This is a genomic window from Streptomyces rectiverticillatus (assembly GCF_013394065.1).
Taxonomy (GTDB): domain Bacteria; phylum Actinomycetota; class Actinomycetes; order Streptomycetales; family Streptomycetaceae; genus Streptomyces; species Streptomyces rectiverticillatus.
This window is the reverse complement of the sequence record NZ_CP040752.1, coordinates 5623313-5642871: the sequence shown is the minus strand read 5'-3', so window position 1 is coordinate 5642871 and position 19559 is coordinate 5623313. Positions and strand designations below refer to the sequence as shown.

The following is a 19559-nucleotide window of genomic DNA, read 5'->3' as shown; positions in this document are numbered from 1 at the left end:
CCCCCCAGGGCCCCTGCGGCTGCGCGCAGCTCACCCCAGGCCATAGCCACCCCGCACTCTGGGCGTCCGCACACGGCATCAACCTCCGCTGCCTGCCCTCCCAGGAGGCAGGCCGGTGAAGAACGCCACACACCGCGAAACCCACAAGCAACAGAAGCCGCCCAGCGGGGCATTCGTCGTCGACCTGCGCCAAGGCCGGATCGGTCAGGTCATGGGGCACGAAGGCCCGTTCCTCCAGCTTCGCCCGCCGCGGGGCGGCCGCGAATGGGACGCGCGGCCGGATGACGTCCGTCCGGCTACGGAAGCCGAGAAGCTGACAGCCAAGGTGCAGGCCGCGAACGCGGAGAGCGGCAGGTGGGGAAAGTGAGCAGGTCCGTGATCCGGTTCGCCCGGTGGACGATCAGCGAGGAGAAGGTCGCCGCCATCCCGCGGGTCACCCACGACCTTGAGTGCGTCGTGTGCTTCGACCGGTCCGGCCCCTGCCGGGAGTTCGAGGCAGCCCGGAACTGGGCCTTCACGCACAGCGGGCGTCATCCGTCGCACACCGCCTACCGCGAGATCATCCAGCGTTGCTGGCGAGCCACGCTCATGGAATGACCGGTCCGTCACCGGACTCGGCCCCCGCCCACCAAGGCGGGGGCCCTTCCATGCCCGCGCCCGAGTGGCGCGCGTCACACCATCAAGCCGGGTTCGTGCACAGGGAACTGACGGATCAGTACGGATAACTGAAAGGATGTCCGGAGCCCCGAACGGCACAGGCAGCGCCCGCACGCCGCACAGCACGCAGAAGGAGAACGAGTCCCCCATGGCCCAGCAGCCGCCTCTGCTCCGCGATGTCATCGACATCAAGGAGTCGATCTCCACCTCGGACTTCGTCCTGCAACTGTCCGAGGCGACGACCCCGGAGGGCGCCAGGGCCGCGCTCGAGGATTACGTGGTCACGGAGCGGCTGCTGGAGAACTTCGACGAGGCTCTCGGGTACATCAAGGCGTCCCTCGACTCGCACCGGTCCAAGGCCGCCTACCTGCACGGCTCGTTCGGTTCCGGTAAGTCGCACTTCATGGCCGTACTGCACGCCCTCCTCAGCGGCAGCCCGGCCGCCCGTGAGCGACGGGAATTCGACCCCCTCCTGACCAAGCATGAGTGGCTCACCACGGACGGGAAGAAGTTCCTGCTCGTGCCGTACCACATGCTCGGGGCCAAGGCCATGGAGCAGCGGGTCCTCGGCGGCTACGTCAGCCATGTCAAGAAGCTGCATCCGGATGCGCCCACTCCGCAGGTGTACCGGACGGACGCCCTCTTCGCGGACATCCGAGCCATGCGAGCCCGTATGGGCGACGAGGCCGTGATCAAGGGCTTGGCTCCGGCAGCCGGTGACGGCTCCGTGGACGAGGACGACGAGTGGGGCGAGTCCTTCGCCTGGACCCCGGCCCTCCTGGATGCCGCGCTCACCGCTGAAGAGACCCACGAGGCGGGGCACGCCATCAACCTGGTCAGCCCGTCGGCTCCCATCGAGCTGCGGGCGCGGCTGGTGCAGGACGCGAGTACGAACCTGCTGCCCGGCTTCGCGCAGAACGCCGTCGAGAACGAGCACGGGTTCATCTCGCTCGACGCCGGCCTGTCCGTCATCGCCGCGCACGCCCGATCACTCGGCTATGACGGGCTGATCCTCTTCCTCGACGAACTGATCCTGTGGCTCGCCACCCTGATTCACGACCAGAAGTTCGTAGGGCGGGAAGCCGGCAAGATCGCAAACTTTGTGGAAGGTGCCGACGCACGCCGCGCCATCCCCATCGTCTCGTTCATCGCCCGCCAGCGCGACCTGCGGGAGCTCGTCGGCGAAGAGCTCTCCGGGGCGGCCGAATCCGCCATCCGGGACACCCTCAACCAGGCATCCGGCCGGTTCGACAAGATCACGCTGGAGGACCGTAACCTCCCCCAGATCGCGCGGGCGCGCCTTCTGCGGCCCAAGAGCACCGAAGCGGCCGCGCTCGTCGACGCCGAGTTCGCTAAGACCCGCAAGGTCCGCCGGGAAGTGTGGGACACCTTTCTCGGCTCCGACCACGGCAGCGGCGGCGTCGGCGCGGACGAGGAGAGCTTCCGCCTCACATACCCGTTCTCGCCGGCGTTCATGGACACCCTCGTCCATGTCTCCTCCGCTCTCCAGCGCAACCGGACCGGTATGAAGCTGATGGGGCAGCTGCTCGCCGACCACCGCAACGGGTTGCGCCTGGGCGACCTGATCCCGGTCGGAGACCTGTATCCGCTGATCACAGCAGGCGGCGACAAGCCGTTCACGGACAGCCTGAAAGTCGTCTTCGAAGCGGCGGACAAGCTGTACCGGACCAAGCTGCGCCCCTACCTCCTCGCCACGTACAACGTGTCGGAGGAGGATGTCGAGCGGTACATGAAGGATCCGGACAGCATCACCGACCCGGATCTGCGCGGCCGTGCCAAGGCCTTCTCCGGCGACAACCGGATCATCGGCACGCTGCTGCTGTCCGCGCTCGCGCCCAGCACGCCCGCACTCTCCGACCTGACCATCCGGCGGCTGTCCGCCCTCAACTACGGATCGGTCGTCGCGCCGATCCCCGGGCGCGAGTACGGCATCCTGACGAACAAGATCGCCGAGTGGGCGGGCCGCTTCCCGGAGATCAAGGAAACCGGCACCGGCGCCAACGCGGGCGTCCGCCTCGAACTCTCCGGCGTCGACGTGGACTCCGTCATAGCCAACGCGAACGTCAACGACAACCCGGGCAACCGCCAGGCCCTCGCCAAGCGGATCCTCGTGAAGGAGCTGGGCGTCGAGCAGGGCAGGTTCAGTGACGAGCTGAACCTCGTGTGGCGGGGCACGGAGCGCAGCGTCGAGGTGGTCTTCGGGAACATCGCGGACAGGGACGAGATGCCCGACCACGACCTGGAGCCTCAGACGGAGGGCCGCTGGCGGATCGCCATCGACCTGCCCTTCGACGAGGGCGAGTACGGAGCGGTCGATGACGCCAACCGGATGCGGGGGCTGCGCGAGAAGCAGCAAGGCGAGCGGTGGCGCACCGTCGCGTGGTTGCCCACGCATCTCTCCAGCCAGCGGTACGCGGACTTCCGCCGTCTCGTCGTCATCGACAAGGCGCTCGCCGACGAGCAGCGTTTCGACACCCAGTACGCGGGCCACCTCAACGCGGACAACCGCGCCCGCGCCAAGGGCCTGCTCGAGACGCAGCGGGAAGCTCTGCTCAAGAACGTCAAGGCCGCCTTCAAGCAGGCTTACGGACTGGCTGACAAGAAGGCCACGGACGTGGAGCTCGGCTTCGGCGACCACCTGGAGTCGCTGCGCGACGTCGACGGCCTCGCCCTGCCCTTCGGCCAGTCCCTGCGTGAGGGCATCCGGCACATTGCGGGCAAACTGCTCGCCGGGCAGTACCCTGATCACCCGGACTTCGACCCCGAGGGCACCGCGAAGGCCGTCGTCACCGCGGCCGACGCCCGCAAGGTGTTCACACACATCCGGGCCGCTGCCGAGGCCCGCGACGGGCGCACCGAAGTGCCGGCCGGGGACCGCAAGCTGATGCGGCGGGTGGCCCAGCCGCTGCGGCTCGGGCAGCAGAAGGAGGCATACTTCGAAGTGTCCCCCTACTGGGCGGACCACTTCCGCCAGCTCGCGCGTGAACAGGGGATCACCGGGGACCTCTCCCTGATCACCCTCACCGACTGGACCGACCGGCCCCAGCCGCGCGGCCTGCCCGACTTCGTCGCGAAGCTCGTGGTGGCGTCCTTCGCCGAGATGGACGACCGGGTGTGGGTGCGCGAGGGCATGCCGCTCGATCCGGCACCGGAGCTGTCGGCGATCAAGGACCGCGACACGCTGCGCAGCCAGCCGCTGGCGTCCGAGGAAGAGTGGGAGGCGGCCCGACGGCGCTTCGGGACGGTCTTCGGGGAGACGGCGCCGACACTGCGGCGCGGCCGGATGGTCAACCAGTTCGCCCGCCAGATCACCGAGCAGGCGCGCGCCTGCCAGGAACCGGCCGCCGAACTCGTACGAGCACTGGAGGAGCACGCCAGTTTCCTCGGGCTCGACGAGACCGACGAAGCGGGCCGTCTCGGCATCGCCCGGCGGGCCGTCGACCTGATGAAGGCACTCACCCGGGCCGCGGGCCATGGGGCCGCAGGAGCGAAGAAGACGGTGGAAACACTGGCCTCCTTCGATCTCGGCGCGGTCAGTGCGGATCGCTACGGGACATCGGTCAAGCAGGCAAAGTCAGTGGCCGAAGCTCTGGCCTCGGCCTCCTGGACCACGCTCGAGCTGGCCTCGGCAGAAGGGCCGGAAGGACAGGCGCTCCTCGACTCGCTGCGGGACGTGGCCCGAGGCGACCAACGGACCGGTGACCTGCGGGATGCCCTGGCACATACCCAGCGCGAAGTGCTGGCCCTGATCAAGCGCAACCGGGCAGCCTCCGCCCCGCCGCCCGCGCCCGCACATCCCCACGTCCCCGCTCCCAGGGGCGCGGGGGATGTATCGCTGACCACGGACACCAGCCACCCGCCCGTCCCGGAGGACGAACCCTCCACGCCCGCCGGCGGCACGGTAAAGGTGCGTCGCCGGTCCGGTGGCGGACGCACCACGGCAGCCCGCGCGGTGGCGAAACTGCAGGCTGAACTCGCGGAGTTGGCCTCGCGGGAACCCGGCGCCACCATCGAGATCACCTGGCGGGTCATCGACTCATGAGTGCACCGGTCACCTCGGTCGCCGTGCGGCTGAACCTCGCGACCATCACGCAGTACTTGTCGTCCCAGTCCTCGCTCGCCGCTTCGCTCACCGGCGGCGGAAAGCGGCGGGCGGTGCTGCTGCGCTCGGCACCGCAGTGGGAGGGGCCCGTCGAACCCGTGTGGGGCGACGGTCGAACAGCACGGATCGCGGCCGCGCCGTCCCCGCTCGCCGTCCATGAGTTGCTCCTCGGCCACCTCATCGATGGGGCGGCGGGACCGGACGTCCTCGTGGTGCTGACCGACCGCGAGCAGAACGAACTCGACCCGGCGATTCTGGCCCGTGCCCACAAGCGCCGCATCGAGGCCGTGGACAGCTGGGACGTGGTCCGCCAGGCGTTCCGCGCGCAGCAGGTCGACCCCCGGCTCAAGAAGGACAATTGGGCCGCCGAATCGCTGCTGGACGCCAATCCGGGCAACTGGCCGCCGATCGCGGGCGGCATGCTGTCCCGGCACACCGCCCTGTCCGCCCTGGCGCTGCGACGGCTGCAACTCGGCCCGTACGACGGCGAGGCCGGGACGGCCCGCTCGGGGCTCGGTCCGGCGGACGGCAGCCTCGATGCACAGACCTTGCTCGGCTGGTCCCTGACGGCCGGCGGCCCCGAGCAGTTCCTCCAGCTGCGCGGTCCCGAGCGCAAGGGCCTGGCCTCGTTCCTGAGCGAGGAGGAGCAGGCGGGCCTCGCAGGCCGGGCGCTCCTGGCTCTGGCCGAGGCCGAGCACGGTGCTGACGCGGTCGCGTTCGGCCTGGCGTGCGCGGCGTTGTGGCTGCACGCCGCGCCGGACGCCGCCGTCTACCGGGCACGAGGGCGTGCCGAGCGGTGGTTCGGCGACCAGCCGCCCGCGGCCGGTGAGCAGCTCGACTCGCTGGCTTCCGCCCTCGGGCGGGCTTCGGAGGACTACGTCTGCGCCTTGTTCACCCGCGCCGCACGTGGAACGGGCAGTGTCACGGAGCAGGCCCGGGAGGCACGGCGGATAAGCGAAATCGTGCTGGAACGGGCATCCGCCCTTGTCCGCCAGTTCGGCGCGGAGAAGGCGGCGGAGTCAAGCCCGGTGTTGCCCGCGGGCCTGGAAGCCAGGTTCACGGCCGTGGGAGCGGCTCTCGCGGCCGGACAGCTCGATCCTCTCGCGAAAGCCGTCCGGTCCCTGGACGCGCACAAACGTGCAGACCTACCCGAGGCGCGGGCGCGCATCGAACGAGCCCGTATGGCGCAGCGCCTCGCGCAGTGGCTGGCGAGCGACCCGGCCGTCGAGTCGGACACGGTGGCCGCCGCGATCGAGCGCCAGATTACCGAAACGGGATGGGTGGACCGGGCGCTTGAGCACATCGAGGCCGGTGGGGACCCCGAACCTGTTCTGAAGTCCGCGTATGACACGGTCGGCGCCCGGATCCGTGCGCACCGGCACGAGATCGACCGGAACTTCGCTCCCGTCCTGGCGGGCTGGACCACCGCCGGCACTTCGCCCGAATCGATGCTGACCGTCGAGACGTTCCTCGACCGCGTCGTGAAGCCGGTCGTACGCGGCAGCGCAGCTCGACGGGTGCTGCTGCTCGTGCTGGACGGGATGAGCGCTGCCATCGCCAGTGAGCTGGGTGAGGAACTCCGTGCCTCCTGGGCGGAGTTCGATCCGGTAAATGAGCGTGACCCCATGCGCCGTGCGATGGCGGCCGCCCTGCCGACGGTTACCGCCGTCTCCCGTACGTCCCTGTTCGCCGGGAAGCTGATGAAGGGCTCACAAGCGGACGAGAAGCGGTTGTTCCCCGCCCACAAGTTCTGGGGCGGTGCTCCTGCGGCCGTGTTCCACAAGGACGACCTGCGGGGCGAAGGAGCGGGGGACACCTTCGGTCCCGCTCTCACCGAAGCCCTCGCCGACGGGCGCACACATGTGGCCGTGGTACTGAACGCCATCGACGACAGGCTCGCCAAAGAGCAGAAGCTCGGCGATGGAGCCTGGCAGGCCGACCACATCCCCGGGCTGCTGGAACTGCTCCGTGTGGCAGCGGCTCAAGGTATGGCCGTGCTCCTGACCAGCGATCACGGGCATGTGGTGGACCGCCACGGCGTCAGGGCCAAGGCGTCGTCCGCCACCGAGTCCGCCCGGTACCGTGCGACGGAGGGGGTGGCGGGGCCGGCCGGGGCGACCGAGGTCGCGCTCTCCGGCCCACGCGTGGTCTGGCCGGAGCCGGGAGGCTCGGTCGTCGCCCTGTGGGACGCGGACTCCCGCTACACCGCCCGCAAGGCCGGCTATCACGGCGGTGCGTCCCTCGCCGAATTCGCCATCCCTGTGCTCGCCTTCCTCCCCTTCGGCGCGACGCCGCCCAAGGGTTGGCGGGAGCTGGGCGATCAGCGGCCGGCGTGGTGGCGTCTGGATGGGCAGCAGCCTCGCCCTGCTGTGCCGCAGACCGGGCCGCCCTCCGCGCCGAGGAGGCCGGGCCGGCAGAAACCGACAAAGGCGCAGGCCGAGCTGGCCAAGGCACACGACCCACTGTTCCATGTCGCGCTGGTACCGGCGTGCGAGAGCGAGGAGAGCCTGATCACCACGGCGCTCGTGCCGCCGGACGAGTCCCTGGTCGCCACGCTGCTCGCTTCGGACAGTTTCCAGGGCCAATATCAGCACGGCCTGCTGACCGCCCGAAAACCTCCCCAGGACAAGGTGGAAAAGGCGCTCCTGGCTCTCCTCGGCGCAGGTGGCACCCTGCCCGTCACGGCGCTGGCGCAACGCGCGGAGTACCCCGCCACCCGGGCCGACGGTTTCGCGGCGATCCTGCGCCAGCTCCTCAACTACGACGGGGTGCAAGTCCTGGAGACACTCCCGGACGGGCGGACGCTCCGCCTGCACAGCGACCTGCTGCGGATGCAGTTCGACCTGTGATGTCGCGGTGATTCAGCCGACGTAATCGCGCAGCAAGGCGGCGAAGGCGGTCAGCTCCCGCATCGACTCGGGCGGGAGCGGTTCCGCGTCGAAGTGAGCGATCCGGTTCCGGATCTCCTTCACCTCCTTGAGATGACGGACGAACTGGGCACGGTCCAGTGATTCGCACTGGAGCGTGGCCCAGTTGAGGTCCGCCTGCTGTGCCATGGCCGTCTTGGTCTGCTCACCGTCCACCAGATGCACGTAATCGCCGAACATCAGGTCCTCGACCCTGCCCGAACGCCGCTCTGCCTTCTTGTTGGTCTGGACAGCCTTGATGGCCTCGTCGGCGAGTCTGGCTCCCAGCCACCGGCGCAGGAGCGACTCGATCTCCCCGAGCAGGAAGAACGGGCGCGCTGCGCTTTCGAAGCGGTCGACGACGTGCGCCGGAGTGACGATGCCGGACAGGGCTCCGTCCTCTCCCCGCACCAGCAGGTAGCCCTGTTCCATCAGCGTCGACAGGCAGGCGAAGAACTCGTCCCGGACGTCCCCCAGCGGCAGGGAGTCCTGTTGCATGGCGTTCTCAAGCGTCGGTTCTCTTTTCCGCTCGTACATCAGAGCCAGAGAGCGCCAGGTGACGACGCCGTGCACGGCCGTCATGCCCGTCGTGACAGGCACCTGTTCGCAGCCCTGATGTCTCATGAGATAGGTCGCCTGGGACAGTGCGCTGGTGGCCGATACACAGCGCACACCTGCGCGCGCTGACGGCAGATCACCGACCAGCAGTCGCCGCGGAAGTGCGTGGGACGGGAGTGGTTCGTCCTCGACCGCCTCTTCGCTCTCTCGGGGTGAGGGCACCGCCACCGCGAGGGCGACGATCTGGACGCGGTCCCCCACCCCGCATGTGGCGAAGTCAGGCAGGGTCGCAAGGCCCGCCTCGGTCAGCACCTTGGCGATGTCATAGACGTTCCACGGCCGACGCACCCGCTCACCGAAGAGATCGAGGAATTCCGTGAGGGGCACCTCGGAGCCCTTGAGCTCGATGAGCTCCCGTTCACTGGGCCGACGGTTCACCGGACCACCTCGTCGTCCGGCATGTCGCGCAGGATGGTCCGCTTGCCCATGGCCGCATGCGCCATCGCCAGAAGCTGCTTGGAGCGCGCGGAGTAGAACTCTTCGTAGTCGTTCTTCCGCAGGAAATACGGATCGATCAGGTGCGTGGCGATCACGTCGTCGAACCATTCACGGCGCATGTCGGCCACCACGGCCAGGGAATCGAGCCAGGATGCCGGCGGACCGGTCAAGGCTTGGGCGGCGCGCAAGGACAGTGGCGTCTTGTTGACGATGGAGTTGGCCGGAAATCTGCCGTCGGGCCGATGCCTGCGTACCCATGTACGCGGGAAGACATGCCGGATGTCCACCCCGTACTCGTCCAGAACGCTCGGCTTCAGCGGGGCGTCCGTATAGTGCCAGTCCACGGCCCCCTGCTTGATGAGCAGGGCGTAGATCCCCTTGTAGGCCGCGCTGTTCCGGGTGGTGAGAGTGTCCAGCCGTTCCGAGAAGAAGTACGCGTCGTTGACGGTCTCGGGGGCGACGCCCTCACGCCGGATCCACTCGATGAGCTGCTCGACATCACGGGTGAATCGGGTCTCGGTGGAGCCCCCGTACATCTCACCCAGCACGCCGCACCAGTACCACTGGGTGATCATGTCCTCGGCGCCGAGCTTGTCGGTATCCTCGCCGAGGATGGCGCGGACCGCGGCGAGCGGCACCAGCTGGGTGCGATAGGGCAGATCGGTGACGCGCACGATGCACTGCTTCTCGAGGAAGGCGCCGACCCAGTCGAACGCGTCCGCCAACCGGGGCGCCAGCATATCGAAATCCGTGAGGGGCAGTTCGAGAAGGTCCCTTCGCTTGCAGGAGACGCCGGTGCCCAGCCCGTCCTGCTTGCGCAGCCAGGTCCGCACGAGCGCGACGGCCTGCAGGAAGTCGCTGCTGCTCAGGCCGTCGTCAAGGCCGACGTCCAGGCGGCCGAACACAGGGTAACGGCCGGCCAGTTCCTCCTTGATCGCCTGCCATGCCTTGGGCAGCTGGTAGTACGAGCCCTCCCGCTCCCGGTAGGCGCGATCGCCGGCATAGGTAGCGGTCAGGAGCTCGAAGACATTGAGGGGGACACCTCCTGTGTTCACCCGCTCGAAGACGGCGCAGACGGCGTCCATGGAGGTGGAGGCGGCCAGCTTGATCATGGGCACCTGGAAGGAGCGCACGTGCTCGAGGACCTGCTCCTCGAAACGGCTCCACAGGTCGAAGCGCCGGTCATCGCCCTTCTCGTACACCCGCCGCCAGGCATTCACCTTCTGGGTGTCGAACACGATGCGCAGCGGGAAAAGCCCAGCGGCGCACTCCCCCTCGGTGCCGGTCAGATCGTGGAGGACATCGCGGGCGAAGTTCGCCCGCAGTACCTTGTCCTCGGGCACGGACACGATCGCCTCGTCACGGTCCGTGGGAGAATCGACGGCCTTGCCGATGTCGACGTAGTACCAGCGTTTGACGTTGTCCCGAGCGTCCTTGGTCTCCACGGGTCTGTCTTGGAACAGCGCCTGGAACAGTGAGGTGAGACGCTGCTGACCGTCGAGAAGCAGCAGGCTGGGATCCGACTCCTCCGCGGCTTGCGCCCCTGTGAGAGTCCGGGCCCGGAACGGCGACTCGCCACCGGTTTCCAGGGTCATCACTACGCCGAGGGGATAGTCGAGCGTCACCGTCGCAATAATGGCGCGAATTCGATCGTCGTCCCATTTCCAGTCACGCTGGAAATCCGGCAGCTGCAACGCTCCTGACGCTACATCAGTCAGAAGGGCCTTGAGCTTCACGTTGTCGAGTCCTGCCACGCCCCTGTACCCCGCCCCTCGCCGTTCGCGCTCTCTTGCGCGGGCAGCGATTAGACCAAGAGGGCAACGTGGCAGTCAACGCGGTTCCCCACGGCATGCCTTCACCCCACACGCCTCGACACCACTGACTCAATGGGACACTGGAGGGCGTGAGTACCGCTCAGCCCTCCCGCTCCGCCGCCGTCAGTGCGGCGCGCCGCCGTGCGGTGATCGACGCTCTGCGGCGCGGAGCCGTGCCGGAGGCCGGGCTCGACCTACTGGCCACCGGACTGAACCGGTTCGAGGCAGCGCTCGACGACGAGTTGCACGCGGTCGCTTCCGGAGCGTCGGTGTTCAAGGCCGTACGCGGTGAATACGGCTCCGGCAAGACGTTCTTCACCCGGTGGCTCGGTGAGCGGGCCAAGCGCCTCGGCTTCGCCGTGGCCGAGGTCCAGATCTCGGAGACCGAGACGCCCCTGCACAAGCTCGAGACCGTCTACCGGCGGCTGACCGAGCGACTGAGCACTCCCAGCTTCCCGCCCAGCGCGCTCAGGACGGTCGTGGACGCCTGGTTCTACGCGCTGGAGGAGGACGCCCTCGCGGCCGGAGCGTGCGAGGACGAACTGGCCGACGAAGTCGAGAAGCTACTGATCGCGCGGCTCACCGAGGTCTCCCGGCACGCCCCGTCCTTCGCGACAGCTCTGCGCGGCTACCGGTCGGCACTCGCCGAAGGCGACGAGGCGACTGCGGCCGCCGTCCTGGCCTGGCTGGGCGGTCAGCCGCACGTGGCCGCCGCGGCACGGCGCTCGGCCGGGGTACGTGGTGAACTGGACCACTTCGGCGCCCTGGGTTTTCTGCAGGGGCTGCTGACCGTGCTGCGCGATTCGGGGCACCGGGGGTTGTTCATGGTCCTCGACGAGGTGGAGACGCTCCAACGCGTCCGATCGGATGCCCGGGACAAGGCACTCAACGCACTGCGGCAGCTCATCGACGAGGTGCACTCGGGGCGCTTCCCCGGCCTCTACCTCGTGATCACAGGAACCCCTGCGTTCTACGACGGCCGACAGGGCGTGCAGCGGCTCGCGCCTCTCGCGCAACGCCTCGCCACCGACTTCACCACCGAACCTCGCTTCGACAATCCCCGCGCGGTGCAACTGCGACTGTCCGGATTCGGCCAGGAATCACTGGTGGACCTCGGCGTGACCATCCGGGATCTGTACGCGACGGGCGCCGATTCCCCCGACCGCGTCACGGCACGCGCGGATGATGCGTACGTCGCCGAGCTCGCCCACGCCGTAGCCGGGGCCCTGGGCGGCAAAGTCGGCGTCGCACCCCGGCTGTTCTTGAAGAAGCTCGTCGGTGATGTCCTCGACCGCATCGACCAGTTCGAGGACTTCGACCCCAGGAAGCACTACCGGCTGACGGTGGCTGACAGCGAGCTCACCGGCATCGAACGCAACGTGATGGCTGCGGCATCGGCCGACGATGTCGAGCTGGACGTGTGATGCCCCGCGCCGACGGACCGGACCCGGTCGAGCGGCTCGATCCCGTCGTACTCCACCACGTGGTCAACACGCTCGGCTGGCGCGACCTGCGACCGCTGCAACGCGACGCGATCAACCCGCTGATGGACGGCGAGGACGCTGTGCTGCTCGCTCCGACGGCCGGCGGCAAGACCGAGGCAGCCTGCCTGCCGATCCTGTCGGCCATGTCCGGGCAGGGCTGGCGCGGCGCGTCCGTGCTCTACCTGTGTCCGCTCAAGGCGCTACTCAACAATCTACTGACCCGCGTCGACTCGTACGCCCAGTGGCTCGGGCGGCGAGCCGGCTTGTGGCACGGCGATACGAAGGAGTCACAGCGGCAGCGCATGCGCACCGATCCTCCGGACATCCTGCTCACCACACCGGAGTCGCTTGAGGCCATGCTCATCGGCGTGAAGACCGACCATGCCCGTCTACTGGGGAACGTGCGGGCAGTCATCGTCGACGAGGTGCACGCCTTCGCGGGCGACGACCGCGGATGGCACCTACTTGCCGTGTTGGAGCGTCTACAGCGGGTCACGAGACGTCCGCTCCAGCGAATCGGGCTGTCGGCAACCGTCGGGAACCCCCAGCAACTCCTCTCCTGGCTGCAGGGGTCCGGCGCCGGGAAGCGGCCGAGCCGGGTCATCGCTCCGGCCTCGGACGGTGCACCCCCGGCGAGCGAAGTGGAACTGGACTACGTTGGATCCCTGGACAACGCCGCCAAACTCATCGCCGCCCTGCACAAAGGCGAAAAGCGGCTGGTGTTCTGCGACTCACGGCGACAGGTGGAGCAGCTGGGTGCAGCGCTCAGGGCACGCGATGTGACCGTGTTCCTGTCGCACGCCTCGCTGGCTGCGGAGGAGAGGGCCAGATCCGAGCAGGCATTCGCAGAAGCGCGCGACTGTGTCATTGTCTCGACGTCCACGCTGGAACTCGGCATTGATGTGGGCGACTTGGACCGCGTCATTCAGATCGACGCACCCGGCACGGTGGCCTCGTTCCTGCAGCGCCTCGGACGGACGGGGCGGCGTACGGGATCCACACGCAACTGCCTGTTCCTCGCGACAGGCAAGGACACTCTGCTGCAGGCGGCCGCGCTTCTCCTGCTCTGGGGACAGGGCTGGGTCGAGCCGGTGACCGCTCCCCCCGATCCCCGTCACCTGGTGGCGCAGCAACTGCTGGCCGCCATACTCCAAGAACACAAGCTCGGCGACCAGCTGTGGCCCGAGCAGTGGAACGGCCTCGCACCCTTCGACCGCTCAGCGGCGCCGGTCCTGCGCCATCTGGTGAGTGAGGGCTTCCTCGACGAGGACGGCGGGATGCTGCTCATCGGCCCCGAAGCCGAACAGCGCTTCGGCCGTCGGCACTTCATCGAGCTGACGGCCTCCTTCACGGCTCCTCCTCAGTTCACCGTGCTGTCAGGGCGCACGGAGATCGGACGGACGGACCCGTCCGTCCTGACCGAGGAGCGGCCGGGCCCTCGCCGGCTGCTGCTCGCCGGGCGAAGCTGGCAGGTGACCTTCATCGACTGGGTCCGCAAGCGCGTGTTCGTCGAACCGGTCGACAGTGGTGGCATCGCCAAGTGGTCCAGCGGTTCGCTCGCCGGCCTGTCGTACGCGCTCACCCGTGCCATGCGCGAGGTCCTTCTGGGAGACGACCCTCCGGTCTCTCTGACCCGACGGGCCGTGGCGTGCCTCGCTGAGTGGCGGCGGGACGATGCTCCTCATGTCGTGCACCCCGGCGGAACACTGGTGACCCGCACGGGAAACGATGTGCGCTGGTGGACCTGGGCGGGCTACCGCGCCAATGCCACGCTGGCGGCGACACTGCCATCGGTCACCGATCCCGTCCAGCGCCCGACGGACAGCTACGTACGGCTACGGGAGGACCTGACGCCCGCGGTCTGGCGCACGGCCTGCGAAGGCGTCGAAGCAGGCGCGGCATTAACACTCCCCAACGTAGACTACCGTGCGGTGCGCGGGCTGAAGTTCTCCGCCGCACTGCCCCAGCGACTCGCGGTGGCGACGGTCGCCACTCGGCTCGCGGACTTCGAGGGGGCGCGCGCAGCACTGGCGGAGCCAGTGCGCTTCCACCTCGGCTCCTCCGCCTGACGGCGAACGTCGCGCCGAGCACGATCGGAACAGGGCAACGAGCTCCACACGAGGTCGGACCGGGGCCCATTGCAGCGTGGCATCGTTGACCTTCGGGCGGCTGGCCTCGACCAGCCCAGCGACCGAGGTGAGCACCGGAAGGCCCGCATCGCGGGTTGCGGCCGACCACTCTTGCAGCCGCCCCGGAATCGAAGGCGCGGCTGGTGAGCTCGGCCCACTGGTCGGTGATGCTTCTGGCTCACAGCGCGAGATATCCGACGTTCGGGCTCCGGGACGACGTCAGAACGCCGGGCCCCCGGAGGCCACGCCCCGGGTACCTGATCCACGTCCTGCTCTAAATGACGAGGACCATCTCAGCGGCCCGACGGGCTTCCGCTCCGCCTCTGCGGAAACGAAGGACATGCCCCCACCCGCACGAGTTACTTCGTGCTGCCTGGGGGCATTTTCTTGCTGTTCCGTGAGTCCGCGGGGTCGTTGGCCAACCGCACGCACCTTGAAGGGCGTCTGGCAGAGCTCCTGACCGAGAACTTCCTGCACAAGCACCGCCATCGACCCCAGCCGTCGGAGGTGCGCTCCTGGGACCGCAGCATCCCCGCGCTCACCAACGCGCTGGTCGAAGCCGGGCTCGGCGACGTCGAGATGCTGCTGGAGTACGGGTTGCCGCTGACCAGCAAGCGCGCGGACGTGATACTCGCCGACGTGCATCCGGCCACCGGCGAGCCCTCGTACGTGGTGGTGGAACTCAAACAGTGGAGCGAGGCATATCCCGAGGGCGACGATCCGCTGCGCTGCCGCATCCCCGCCTACCCGGAGCCCGTCCTCAACCCGATTGAGCAGGTGCGAGGCTACTGCGACTACCTGGTGTCGTTCAACGGGGCCTTGGAACGGATTCCGGAGTCGGTCGCCGGGGTGGCGTACCTGCACAACGCGACCGAGTTCGGGTAGCGGGGTTGCGCGCCGTCACCGAGGACCGTCGAGGCCGCATGTTCACCGGTGAGCAGCGCGGCGCCTTCCTGAACTACCTGCGCTCAAGGCTGGCGCCTAAGCCGGGCGCCGACGCGGCTTAGTCGCTGCTCCAGGGCAAGGTCCGGCCGTCCAGGCAGCTCATGGCTGTCGCCGCCGAGGAAGTCCGCGACCGGGAACAGTGCGTGCTGGTGGACGAGCAGCGACTCGCTTACGAAACGGTGATGTCCGCGGTCCGGGAGGCACGGCGCTCCAACCACAAGCAGGTGGTCGTGGTGACGGGCGGCCCAGGCTCCGGCAAGAGCGTGATCGCGCTGTCCCTGCTGGGCGATCTGTACCGGCGTGGAGTGCCCGCCCTTCACGCCACCGGTTCACAGTCCTTCACCAAGAGGATGCGCAAGGTCGCGGGTGCCCGGAAGCCCGAGGTCCAGCGACTCTTCCGCTACTTCAACAGCTTCATGGAGGCTGAGCCCAACGACCTCGACGTACTCGTCTGCGACGACGCACACCGGCTGCGCAAGACCTCTGCCAACCGCTATACCAAGGCCACGCTGCGCACCGGCCGCCCGCAAGTGGCGGAGCTGATGGACGCAGCCCGCGTTCCCGTGTTCCTGCTGGACCAGCACCGGGTGGTGCGTCCGGGCGAGATGGGGACGGTGGACCAGATCCAGGAGGCCGCGGCAGAACAGGGGTTGGAGTGCACGGTGGTGGAGCTGGACAGCCGGTTCCGGTGCGGTGGCAGTGACGCGTATTTGCGGTGGGTGACGGGCCTGCTGGGGTTGGAAGGCGACGGGCTCGCCGTGTGGGAGCCCGACGGCAAGGTACAGCTGCTGACGTCGGACAGTCCCCAGGAGCTGGAGGATTTCCTGGCCGCGCAACGCGCCCAAGATTACGGCGCTCGGATGTCGGCGGGCTACTGCTGGAAGTGGACGACGAAGATCACTCCGAGCATGACGGGGCTACCCACCGACGTGGCCATCGGTGACTGGGCGAGGCCGTGGAACCTGTACGGGGACCGCTCCCTGCTCGGTGCGCCGCCCGCACCGCTCTGGGCCACCGATCCCGCGGGTTTCGAACAGATCGGGTGCGTGTACACCGCGCAGGGCTTCGAGTACGACTGGTCGGGCGTGATCATGGGCTCGGACCTCGTCTGGCGGACCGACCGCTGGGTGGTGGACCGGACCGCGTCCAAGGACCCCTCCTTCACCAAGGCCACCCCTGACGAGGACGTCGACCGACTTGTCCGCAACACCTACAAGGTGCTGCTGACCCGGGGCATGATCGGAACGATCATCTACTCGACAGACCCTGAAACCCGCGAGAAGCTCCGCTCGTTGATTCCGTCGGCCGCGAACTCAGGGGAATAAGCGGCGCAGGACACCCTCCACGTCGGCTCAAGGAGGCGAAATGGGGACGGCATAGCGCCACCGGGGCGTGTGTCCTGCTTCTTTCACCACGAATCCGACGCCCGTGCAGGTCCCCGTTCCTCGCTCTCAGGACGGTGACGGCAGCCATCGTGCTGCCTGTTCACGACTGACCCGGTCGGCGTCTACATACCACTGGCGCCGCTCCTTGTCCCAGCGAGCGCCCAGAATCCGCTTCGCCTCATCCTTCTCCGCATACGGGACATTCAAGTACAGCCGCCGCCCGCGGGGTGCGTCGGTTGCACGGTTGGAGGGCCTGGGGTTCCACGCGGCCCGTTCCTTGCGCGCCCGCTCGATCACGCGCCCCACACGCTCACACGCGGAAGGGTCCGTGAGCCGCATCATCAGGTCAGTCGGACCCGAATTCGCCAGAAGGTTCAGGGAGCCGTGCCAAAGGACGGCACCGTCGAGGATGAGGACCTTCTCGTGCATTCGCTCGCGGAATTCCACCTGGCAGCCGACCGCACGCAGTTCCTCGACCAGCCCTTGGGCGCGTTCAACAGCCGCGTCCGTGGTCTGCTCCTGAGGGGGCCGAGTCCGGACAATGACGCTGACACCGTCGGCTATCCGCTTGGCCAAATGTGCTGACCAGGTACGCACGGGCCGTGGGTCGAGGAACGGGCAGTAGATCTCGATGCTCTGGCCGGCCCTGTCGATATCCCAGTGCACGGCCCTGGGTACTTCGTCGGCCGGAAAGAAGGCGGGTCGGGCCAGCTCTTCGTCCGTGAGCGAGGCGAGCTGGGCGGCTTCACGAACGGGGATGAGCTCATCGACGGACATGCATTGAGCGTGTGCCTCAAGGTGGTCGAGCATGCGCCGTGCCTCGCTGTCCGCGGACAGGTGCCGGCGGAGATGCTCGACGTCCGCAACGACGATGAGGTGGTCCTGGGCACGGCTGAGGGCAACATTGAGCAGGCGGCAGGTATGCGAGGACAGCCCGGTGCCTTGAAAGAAGTAACCCGGCTTCGCCCCTGCACCGGCCGTGGTGTCGAGGATGACGATAGGCCGCTGGCTGCCCTGGAACCGGTGCACCGTGTCCACAAGCCCCTCAAACTGTTCGCCGAATCGATAGGCGAGGCTGCTCTTCAGCGCCTTCACCTGCGCCCGATACGGGGCGATCACGGCAAGTCGGTCGGCGGCTCGCTCGCCGACCGGCGCCTCCTCCCACTTCCGGCCGGGCAGCACCCCCTCGTACTGCAGGCCGCGGACGAGTTCATGCACGGCTGCCTCATGCACCGTATTGGTGAGATGGTCCCGGCCTGGAATGCGCTGCCGCGAGGTGTCGATGAGGATCAGCGGAGAATCAACGAGTGTGTTGAAGGGGATGCGGGAAGCGTCTCCACGGCCGGTCCGGAGAGGCGCGTCGGGATAGGCCACCGTGTTCACGAGGTCGCAGATGGCGCCGCGCATACGGTATTGAGTGTCCAGTGCCACGAGCCGCGCGTCACGGATCACTGAACCCCCCGCGGTGACCAGACCGGCCGTATGGAACACGTCCTGGGCGGTCCACTGTCGAGCGTGCTCCCGCTCGGCACTGGTCGCCTTACGGTCGCCTTCGCTCTTCGTCACTGCCGGGAGCTGACGAAAGTCGCCGGCTACCACGACGCGCTTCCCGGACAGCCCGGCCGCGTACCAGGCTGACGGCAGGTCGACCATTCCCGCTTCGTCGATAACGACGACATCGACCTGATCCAACAGCTTCCGCGCCTGCACGGCCTTCGCTACCGTCGCGCCGAGCACTCGGCACTTCGAGCGGATGGTCTCCTCGATGCGTCTGCGCTGCTCCTGAAGCCCACTGATCTCCTGTTGAAGCTGCTCAGCCTGCGTGCCGAGGACCGTGCGTGTGGGCAATCCCGTCAGCTTCGGCAGCTCGGTCGAGAGAGCGGCCCTGATCTTTGTGATCTCGCCAGTAGCCCTGCGCAGGTCGAGGTCTGCGGCGGCCAGGGCCGTCGCCGCCTGCTGGGACAGCACCTGGGCCTGAGCCAGGACAGCCCGCGCGCTGTCCAGCTGTGCCCTCTTCCGGGCTGCGAACATCCCGCTCGGCACCCCGATCTTCGCCATCACCGCCTTTTGGGCGGATATCCGCGAACGAACCTGGTTTTGGGCCTCGGTATGGAGAGCCCGCGCTCGCCCGGCCTCGCTATAGGCTTTCTGGGCTGACGCCAGGTCGGTTCGAAGCCCTTCCACCTTGTCGTGTACGACGACGCCTTCGCGTACGTCCTGGAGAGCCGCTCCGAGCCGGATGAGGGAGGCGTCGATGCGGGCAGTCAGCCTCGCGGCGATGCGCTCGGTGTCTACCTGATCGCCGTACTTGTCACGAAGCGAAGGGACGGTGATCTCGCCGGCACGCTGTACGAGCCCGTCGGCGAAGCCATCCTCCTCTGAAAGCAGCTCACAGATCCGTTCGAGAGCCTGGTCCACGGCCACCTTCGTGGGTGCGAGGAAGAGCACCGAGAGGTCCTGGCGGTAGCTGCCTTCGACGATATGCGCGACGACGTCGGTCTTACCGGTCCCCGGAGGCCCCCAGAGAAACAGCACCTCACTGGTGAGTGCCTGCTCCACGGCCTGGCGCTGACGGGGGTTCAGCTGGAGCGAAGTCCAGTCAGCCACCCAGCGCCCAGCGGTCCCCCCACTCCGGAGCTTCGGGGCGCCCCGCCCAAGCATCCATCCCGCGCTCTCCTCCCGCACCGGATGCTTCGGCTGCCCCACCGTCTCCAGTCGCTCCGCGAGAGCTCGCCATGATGCGGCATCGTCTTCCCGGATCTGCACATGGGCGGGTGCCCCACCGAGATCCGTCACAGTGACAATCCGCACCTTGCCATCGGGCATGCGGGATACTTCGGCCGGAGCCCAGTCACCGGTCGACCGCGACGCACGGACCAAAGCGGGCTTGCCGTCCATCGTATCCAGCCATTTCCTGCAGCTGAACAGGTATTCGAACCTGTCGGCTGCGGTCGAGATCCTGCGGCCCGCGGACAGGGAGACCTTCTGCCCTTCCTTCCCGTCGCTGTGCAGTTCAGCAGCAATTTCCAGACGCGCTGCCTCCAGCAGCTCGTTCACCGG

9 protein-coding genes and 1 pseudogene are annotated in these 19559 nt (G+C 68.1%); 7 read left to right on the top strand and 3 right to left on the bottom strand.

The features are described from left to right. Positions 1 to 115: 115 nt before the first annotated feature. From FGW37_RS24670 to pglZ, 4 genes are all read left to right on the top strand, one after another. Entirely contained in the window at positions 116 to 367 is a 252-nt protein-coding gene (locus FGW37_RS24670; RefSeq protein WP_179083042.1) for a hypothetical protein, read from the top strand. Further along, on the top strand, positions 364 to 597 hold the full coding sequence (locus FGW37_RS24665) for a DUF7848 domain-containing protein (RefSeq protein WP_179083041.1): 234 nt from the start codon (positions 364 to 366) through the stop codon (positions 595 to 597). Before FGW37_RS24670 ends, FGW37_RS24665 begins: the two co-directional genes overlap by 4 nt. A gap of 208 nt (positions 598 to 805) precedes the next feature. Continuing rightward, positions 806 to 4720: a BREX-2 system ATPase PglY gene (pglY, locus tag FGW37_RS24660; protein WP_179084887.1), complete on the top strand. Its 3915-nt coding sequence runs from the start codon at positions 806 to 808 to the stop codon at positions 4718 to 4720. Further along, the gene (pglZ, locus tag FGW37_RS24655) at positions 4717 to 7629 is read left to right on the top strand and encodes a BREX-2 system phosphatase PglZ (RefSeq protein WP_179083040.1); all 2913 of its coding nucleotides are present in this window, start codon (positions 4717 to 4719) and stop codon (positions 7627 to 7629) included. The genes pglY and pglZ overlap by 4 nt, the downstream gene beginning before the upstream one ends. Before the next feature lie 12 nt (positions 7630 to 7641). Here the strand turns inward: pglZ and FGW37_RS24650 are convergent, their stop codons facing one another. Together FGW37_RS24650 and FGW37_RS24645 are read right to left on the bottom strand one after the other, a co-directional pair. Further along, positions 7642 to 8682, bottom strand: a complete 1041-nt coding sequence (locus FGW37_RS24650) for a CBS domain-containing protein (RefSeq protein WP_179083039.1) — start codon at positions 8680 to 8682, stop codon at positions 7642 to 7644. Continuing rightward, a complete protein-coding gene (locus FGW37_RS24645; RefSeq protein WP_179083038.1) occupies positions 8679 to 10496 on the bottom strand; it encodes a DUF262 domain-containing protein in 1818 nt (605 codons plus the stop codon). The genes FGW37_RS24650 and FGW37_RS24645 overlap by 4 nt, the downstream gene beginning before the upstream one ends. A gap of 149 nt (positions 10497 to 10645) precedes the next feature. On the opposite strand from FGW37_RS24645, the gene brxD reads away from it, so the two are divergent. From brxD to FGW37_RS24630, 3 genes and pseudogenes are all read left to right on the top strand, one after another. Further along, positions 10646 to 11980, top strand: coding sequence for a BREX system ATP-binding protein BrxD (gene brxD, locus FGW37_RS24640; RefSeq protein ID WP_179083037.1), 1335 nt, complete (start codon positions 10646 to 10648; stop codon positions 11978 to 11980). Next, positions 11980 to 14109: a DEAD/DEAH box helicase gene (locus FGW37_RS24635; protein ID WP_179083036.1), complete on the top strand. Its 2130-nt coding sequence runs from the start codon at positions 11980 to 11982 to the stop codon at positions 14107 to 14109. Before brxD ends, FGW37_RS24635 begins: the two co-directional genes overlap by 1 nt. A gap of 447 nt (positions 14110 to 14556) precedes the next feature. After that, a pseudogene (locus FGW37_RS24630) lies at positions 14557 to 16439 on the top strand (DNA/RNA helicase domain-containing protein). A 126-nt stretch (positions 16440 to 16565) separates the two neighbouring features. On the opposite strand, the gene FGW37_RS24625 reads toward FGW37_RS24630, so the two are convergent. Continuing rightward, positions 16566 to 19556 carry an AAA domain-containing protein gene (locus FGW37_RS24625; RefSeq protein ID WP_218650601.1) on the bottom strand — a complete coding sequence of 997 codons (2991 nt, stop codon included), beginning with the start codon at positions 19554 to 19556 and terminating at the stop codon, positions 16566 to 16568. Positions 19557 to 19559 lie beyond the last annotated feature (3 nt).